The sequence below is a fragment of the Neisseria sp. WLZKY-1 genome (assembly GCF_046546535.1).
GTDB lineage: Bacteria > Pseudomonadota > Gammaproteobacteria > Burkholderiales > Neisseriaceae > Neisseria.
In genome coordinates this window covers 1-6,776 of record NZ_JBKGTW010000076.1, presented here as the reverse complement: position 1 = coordinate 6,776, position 6,776 = coordinate 1, and the positions used below count along the sequence as shown (strand labels likewise).

At 56.7% G+C, this 6,776-nt stretch carries 8 protein-coding genes; 3 read left to right on the top strand and 5 right to left on the bottom strand.

Annotated features, from left to right (window positions below):
• The 4 genes from ACLD9W_RS11850 to ACLD9W_RS11835 all read right to left on the bottom strand — a co-directional run.
• Positions 1 to 182, bottom strand: a 182-nt coding sequence (locus ACLD9W_RS11850) for a hypothetical protein (RefSeq protein WP_410842206.1), incomplete at its 3' end; no start/stop codon positions are given.
• Positions 167 to 1,621, bottom strand: a complete 1,455-nt coding sequence (locus tag ACLD9W_RS11845; protein ID WP_410842205.1) for a dihydrolipoyl dehydrogenase — start codon at positions 1,619 to 1,621, stop codon at positions 167 to 169. The genes ACLD9W_RS11850 and ACLD9W_RS11845, both read right to left, overlap by 16 nt.
• Positions 1,622 to 1,820: 199 nt before the next feature.
• The gene (locus tag ACLD9W_RS11840) at positions 1,821 to 2,573 is read right to left on the bottom strand and encodes a glutathione peroxidase (RefSeq protein WP_410842204.1); all 753 of its coding nucleotides are present in this window, start codon (positions 2,571 to 2,573) and stop codon (positions 1,821 to 1,823) included.
• Positions 2,574 to 2,687: 114 nt separating this feature from the next.
• Positions 2,688 to 3,512: a lysophospholipid acyltransferase family protein gene (locus ACLD9W_RS11835; RefSeq protein ID WP_410842203.1), complete on the bottom strand. Its 825-nt coding sequence runs from the start codon at positions 3,510 to 3,512 to the stop codon at positions 2,688 to 2,690.
• 53 nt (positions 3,513 to 3,565) lie between these two features.
• Between ACLD9W_RS11835 and ACLD9W_RS11830 the strand changes: the two genes are divergently transcribed.
• Both ACLD9W_RS11830 and ACLD9W_RS11825 read left to right on the top strand, forming a co-directional pair.
• Positions 3,566 to 3,841: a hypothetical protein gene (locus tag ACLD9W_RS11830; RefSeq protein ID WP_410842202.1), complete on the top strand. Its 276-nt coding sequence runs from the start codon at positions 3,566 to 3,568 to the stop codon at positions 3,839 to 3,841.
• A 250-nt stretch (positions 3,842 to 4,091) separates the two neighbouring features.
• Positions 4,092 to 4,787, top strand: coding sequence for a Sir2 family NAD-dependent protein deacetylase (locus ACLD9W_RS11825; RefSeq protein ID WP_410842201.1), 696 nt, complete (start codon positions 4,092 to 4,094; stop codon positions 4,785 to 4,787).
• A gap of 94 nt (positions 4,788 to 4,881) precedes the next feature.
• Here ACLD9W_RS11825 and ACLD9W_RS11820 read toward each other — a convergent pair whose 3' ends face one another.
• Positions 4,882 to 5,619, bottom strand: a complete 738-nt coding sequence (locus ACLD9W_RS11820) for a DNA ligase (protein WP_410842207.1) — start codon at positions 5,617 to 5,619, stop codon at positions 4,882 to 4,884.
• A gap of 167 nt (positions 5,620 to 5,786) precedes the next feature.
• Between ACLD9W_RS11820 and ACLD9W_RS11815 the strand changes: the two genes are divergently transcribed.
• Positions 5,787 to 6,422: an MBL fold metallo-hydrolase gene (locus ACLD9W_RS11815; protein ID WP_410842200.1), complete on the top strand. Its 636-nt coding sequence runs from the start codon at positions 5,787 to 5,789 to the stop codon at positions 6,420 to 6,422.
• Positions 6,423 to 6,776 lie beyond the last annotated feature (354 nt).

Sequence of the window (6,776 nt, the reverse complement as noted above, 5' to 3'; positions counted from 1 at the left end):
TGAAAGTGGCCGTCTGAAAGTGGCCGTCTGAAAGTGGCCGTCTGAAAGTGGCCGTCTGAAAGTGGCCGTCTGAAAGTGGCCGTCTGAAAGTGGCCGTCTGAAAAAACCTGCTTCGCAGGTTTTTTCAGACGGCCTTTTTGTATCGGCTGCGCTCTGTTGCAGACATTTAGTCTCCGGCGCATTCCATGCATTCGCTGTGCACTTCGCCGAGTTTGAGTTTGGCCATGGCGTCGCGCAGAGCGGTGCGCAGGCCTTCTTCGATAACGGGGTGGTAGAAGGGCATGTCGAGCATTTGCGGCACGGTCATGCGCATTTGGTGCGCCCAGGCCAGCAGGTGGGCGAGGTGTTCGGCGTCGGGGCCGGCCATTTCGGCGCCGATAAAGCGGCCGCTGCCCTGTTCGGCGTAGAGGCGCAGGCGGCCTTTGTTGACGAGCATGACGCGGCTGCGGCCCTGGTTGTGAAAGGAGACTTCGCCGGTAACGACGCATTCGGGGTTTTTGTAGCGTTCGCGCATTTGGGTGTATTTCATGCCGACGGTGGCAATCTGCGGGTCGGTGAAGACGACGCCTATCAGGCTGCGGCGCAGGCCGTTTTCTATGTTTGGGTAGCGGCCGGCGTTGTCGCCGGCGATTTTGCCCTGGTCGCTGGCTTCGTGCAGCAGGGGAAGCTGGTTGGAGGCGTCGCCGGCGATGAAGATGTGCGGGATGCTGGTCTGCATGGTCAGCGGGTGGGCTTTGGGCACGCCGCGCGTGTCGCGTTCGATATCGAGGTTTTCCAGGCCGATGTTGTCGGTGTTGGGGATGCGGCCGGCGGCGGCGAGGAGGTATTGGGCGGTGAAGACGCCGCTGTCACCTTTTTCGCGGTCGTGCCAGTTGATGACGATGTCGCCCGCTTCGTTGCGGGTGATTTGGGTGTCGGCGTCGAGGTGGAGGGTGAGTTCCGCGCCGAAGACGGCTTTGGCTTCGGTGAGGATTTCGGGATCGGAAATGCCGGCCAGCGAGCCGCTGAGGCCGAAGATTTCGACTTTGACGCCGAGGCGGTGCAGCGCCTGGCCGAGTTCGAGGCCGATGACGCCGGGGCCGAAGACGGCAACGCTTTCGGGCAGGGTGTCCCAGGAGAAGACGTCGTCGTTGACGATGAGGCGCTCGCCCGCGGCTTCGCGCCATTGCGGCAGGATAAAGGGGCGCGAGCCGGTGGCAATGACGATGCGGTCGGCACGGATTTGTGTGTGGTCGTCGATTTGTACGGTGTGCTCGTCGATGAAGCGCGCCGCGCCCATGATGCGTTTTTCAGACGGCCAGGCTTCGACGTCTTCGACAACGAAGCCGACAAAGCGGTCGCGCTCGCGTTTGACGCGTTCCATGACTTGGCGTCCGTCGACGCGCACGCTGCTTTTGTCGAGATGAACACCAAAGGGGTCGGTGTGCAGGGCGTGGTAGCGGGCTTCGGCGGCGGCAATCAGCAGTTTGGAGGGCATGCAGCCGACGCGGGCGCAGGTGGTGCCGTAGACGTGGCTTTCGATGAGGTAGACGTTGTCGGTGTGCATCAGGGCGTTGCGGAAGGCGCCCATGCCGGCGGTGCCGCCGCCGATGACGACGACGTCTGCTGTGAGTTGTTTCATATTGTTCCTTTCAGACGGCCTGTGCGGCCGTAAAGCGGGTTGAAAAAAAAGTTACTCGGGTAACGCGGCCGGTTTGCGCGGCGGCGTTACCCGAATAACCCTCGGGTTATCGGGACGGGCTGTTATGGCGCAGCCCGCGATGTGGTGTGTTTGTGTTCTTTTTGCTGAAACGGATGCCGCTTTTCAGACGGCCTGCCGTTTAGTTTTTGGCCAAGTAGACTTCCAGCTCGTCGCTGCCGCCGATGTACTGGCCGCCGATGAAGATTTGCGGCGCGGAGGTTTTGCCGGTGATGGCGCGTACGGAAGTGGTGGTGGCGTCGCGGCCGAGGACGATTTCTTCGTAGGCCAGACCTTTGTCGTGCAGAGCCTGTTTGGCTTTGGCGCAGAAGGGGCAGCCGGGTTTGCTGAATACGGCGATCGAGGGCTGCTCTTTCCAGTTGGGATCGATGTATTTGAGCATGGTGTCGGCGTCGGACACTTCAAAGGGGTCGCCGTCTTTTACGGGCTCGATGAAGGCTTTGGTGACTTTGCCGTCTTCGACCAGCATGGAATAGCGCCAGGAGCGGTCACCGAAGCCCAAGCCTTCTTTGCTCACCAGCATGCCCATGCCGCGGGTGAAGTCGCCGTTGCCGTCGGGCACGACGGTGATGTTCTCGGCTTCCTGGTCGGCCAGCCAAGCGTTCATAACGAAAGTGTCGTTGACGGATACGCACAGGATGCTGTCGACGCCGCGGGCAAAGAATTCTTTGGCCAGCTCGTTGTAGCGCGGCAGGTGGGTGGAGGAACAGGTGGGTGTGAACGCGCCGGGCAGGGAGAAGACGACGACTTTTTTGCCTTTGAACAGATCGTCGGTGGATACGTCGACCCAGGCGTCGCCCTGACGGGTGTGGAATACGACGGAAGGAACGGTGCTGCCGGTCAGTTCGGCTTCGGTTTTGATGTTGATGCTCATGAAATACTCCTGAATGCAAGGGGTTGTGAAAACGATCCGGAGCGATGCCGCCCCAGATAAAGGATAAACCAATAATGCTGCGCATTGTAGCGGCGCGATAGCAATTTGTATAATTTATTGTTCAAAATTTTTTGATTGCAAATGGCTATTTAATTTACCCGATCCGTTTTCCGCCTGCGCCGTTTCGGGTAGGACAATTCTGTCTACCGTGCCCGCAACGGCGGCTTCTACGCGGTCTTTCAGGGCGAAACGGTCGCCTTCGGGCGGGATTTGCGGCAGAAAATCGACGCGGATTTGGATTTCGGGCATCGATACGATGCGCCACAGGGTGACGGGCAGGGAAACGTTACTGAACGTAGGGCGGTCGGTGCGGCGGTTGCGGCCGTCGTAATAGCGCAGCGCCAGCGGCTGCACGTTCACGCCCGCATCGATGGCCGACTGGAACAGCGCGGCTTTGAAGGGCAGGATGCCGTCGCCGTTCGATGTGCGCGCTTCGGGGAAAAAGCAGACGTTTTGGCCTTTTTCCAGCGAGCGGACGATGGCTTCGTTGATAACGTTGATGTCTTTGCGGCTGCTGCGGTCGATGAAGACGGTGTCGGCGTTGCGGGCGGCGCGGCCGACAAGCGGCCAGCGTTCGAGTTCCTTCATTGCGATGAAGCTGCTCGGGCATTGCGCGGTGATGGCGAAGATATCGAGGAGGGAAACATGGTTGGCCGCCACCAGCACGCCCTGCGGCGTTTCAGACGGCCTGCCGCGCACGTCGAGCCGCACGTTGAGAATGTTGAGCGCGTTGTTGCAGATGGCGGCAAATTCGGCGTTACGCACGCTTTGCGGCGCGCCGCCCAGCCTGCGGATGCGGCGTACTGTGGCAATCAGCCAGCCCGCCATTTTGAACAAGCGGGCGAAGCGGGTAAAAAAAGAAGACGGGCGGGCGGGCATAACGTTTGCCGGAAACAAAAAACGGGCGCAATCCTAATTTCAGACGGCCTCTTATGCCAGCAATTTTTCCCTTTTTTGCACAGCAGCCAAGAGGCGGAGAGCATCTGAAAGCGATTTTTCAAAAACATCATTTTCACGTTTATATTCCGACCGGCAACATCCGCTGTATTACCTATCGATGCCGCAGTACAAAAATCACCGTTTCTGTCGGAATATTCGCAAAGTCAGCCGACAGCACCGTATGCATTGATGGACAACAAGGCAAAGCTAAAACCCTTGCCCGCCTACCGTCGCAACAGCGTCTAGAACGCACAACACAAACCTGTTGAGACCCAAAAGGCCGTCTGAAAAGCTTTCAGACGGCCTCAATCCCAGCTTTTACCACTTCATCCCACCGGCAACCATTTTGCTTTCAAACTCCAATAATCCGGCAGCAAACAATGGCTGCCAGCCTATATAATTCAGGCCGTCTGAAAACGGAGTTTCAACGAAATAAAATTCCGAAAAGCTTTTCAGACGGCCTGAAGCCTCCGTTGGCCGCAACAGACTCCCAAAACAGAATACCGAAAGGAACAAACAATGAAAAAATGCGTGGCGCTGACCGGCGCAGGCATCAGCGCCGAAAGCGGCCTGCAAACCTTCCGCGACAGCGACGGGCTGTGGGAGGGCTGGCGCATCGAAGACGTTTGCACGCCCGAAGCCTTCGCCCGCCAGCCGCAGGTGGTGATCGACTTTTACAACGAGCGGCGGCGCAAAGCGGCGGCAGCCGAACCGAATGCCGCACACAAAGCTTTAGCTGAGTTGGAAAAGTATTACGATGTGCAAATCATCACGCAAAACGTGGACAATCTGCACGAGCGCGCGGGCAGCAGCAAGGTGCTGCATCTGCACGGCGAATTGGACAAGCTCAGAAGCACGGCCGACGAAACGGATATTATGCCGTGGAACGGCGATCAGAAGCCGTCCGACTGCGACCGTTACGGCAATCCGCTGCGTCCACACATCGTCTGGTTCGGCGAGGCCGTGCCGCTGATGGACAAGGCGGCGCGCATGGTGTGCGGCGCCGACATCGTGATGGTGGTGGGTACGTCACTTCAGGTTTATCCCGCCGCGTCGCTGCTTCATTATGCCCGCTCCGACGCGTCGGTTTATCTGGTTGATCCGAAACCGAATCTGAACGGCGTGCGGGCGGAGGTGTTGGCGAAAAAGGCGGCGGAAGGGGTGCCGCAATTGGTTGGCGAACTGATTGCGGCGGCACGGCGGGAACAGGGCTGAATGCCGCGGAAAAACAGTTGAGGCCGTCTGAAAAAACGGACTGCTTCGTTTTCAGACGGCCTCGGTAGGCAGAGCGGTTTCAGACGGCCTCCGCTCAATCTTTGCGGACGCGCATAAACGTGGCGAAACGGGGCAGGCCTTTTTGTGTGAAACCGCGATAGCGGTAAGTGATAACCGAACCGACAGACGGCGGATTGGCGCGGTCGGCATCCTTGAATCCGCTGCCGATTTTGAATTCGCCCAAATTGTTGCGGCAGCCGACAGAGCCGAGTTTGCCCGCGTATTTGCCCTTTCCTTCGTAATGTTTGGTGACGGTGCATTCCGCATCCTGCTGCGGTTTCAGTTTCAGATAGCTGCTGCTGCGCCCCGCCGCATAAGGTACGGCAGGATCGCGCAAAATCACGCCCTCACCACCTCCCGCAACGATTTTTTCCATCATGGCGCGCGCTTGGGCAATGTCTTTCACCGGCATCTGCCTGACCACCGAAATATTGGCGGGATATTTTTTCAGACGGTCTTCTATAACCGCCAGCCGTTTGTAAAGATTCCCCTGCGCCTGCGGCACGTCAAAAACATGCAGGCGTATGCCCGACCAATCGCCCGATGCGGAACGGACAGCGGCGGAAGTCTGCTCGAAACGTCCGCGTCCGGTGTAAAGCTCTCCATCCAGCGGATAATCGGGAAAATTTTTGGTAAACCCCGGCGGCGGCGTAAAAGCATAACCCTGACGGCTGAGCAGTTTTTTACCGTCCCAATAAGCGCGCACACCGTCCAATTTTTCGCTTGCCGCCCAGTTTTCCACGTGCTGATTGCGGTACTCCTCAGCCAGCATCAGCGAAGGGGCAGCATAGGCTGCGCAGCTTATGGAAAAAAGCCCACAGAAAATAAGGTTTTTCACCACACATTCCTCAAAACAATTGGTTTGCATGTAGTTATCACATATAATTCAGTAGATTGCAAGCCATGCAAACCCATAACAATATCCAGCCAAGGAAAACAATGTCGCTACACGTCGAAATCATACCCGTTACCCTGTTCCGCCAAAACTGCACGCTGATGTGGGATGACGAAAGCGGGGAGGCCGTGTTCACCGATGCGGGAGGCAATGTCCCCCGCCTGATGGAAGAAGCAGAAAAACGAAATCTGAAAGTAAAAGCCGTCTGGCTCACACACGGACATCTTGATCATATTAGCGGAGTATCGGAAATCACCGCTCTCAACCCCAAAATTCAGGTTTTCGGCCCCCACGAAGCAGACCGCTTCCTACTTGCCGACCTCACGTCCATCACCAAACAATATAATTTCCCACCTGCAAAACCTTTTATACCAACCCACTGGTTATCCGACGGAGACACGCTGAAGGTCGGAAAATACGCTTTCAAAGTATTGCACGTTCCCGGACACACACCTGGGCATGTCGTTTTTTATTGCGCCGAAGCAGAATTATTGATTGCAGGGGATGTCATCTTTTACGAAAGCATAGGTCGAACCGATTTTGAACGCAGCAATCACGAAGATTTGATTCGCAGCATCAGAGAAAAAATCTTCACTCTTGCTGATGATACCCAAATCATCACTGGTCACGGGCGCATGACTACCGTAGGACACGAGAAACAACATAATCCATATCTTTGAATTTTGGGCATCTGCACTCAAAATTCCCATAGGTTTTATGCCACAAGAATCCAACAAAAAGCGCAAACAACACGCTAATTTTTACATAACATGAAATTTCCCCATTCACATCAATCCCCGGATTACCTGTACAGAGATTGTTGCACAAGCATAACTACTAACGGCTAACGGCACATTCGTTTTCAGCCTGTTTTAGTGGGAGCCCCCACGCCGCCAGCCGCACAAGCAGCCGCAGAGCCCTCGCGAAGCTGCGGTTTCCTGATCCGTAAAAGGACAAGCCGCCGAATATCAAAATCGGCGGCTGCGGATACGGATTTTCCCGGCTACTTTTTGGCGGGAGCGGCAGGAGCGGCG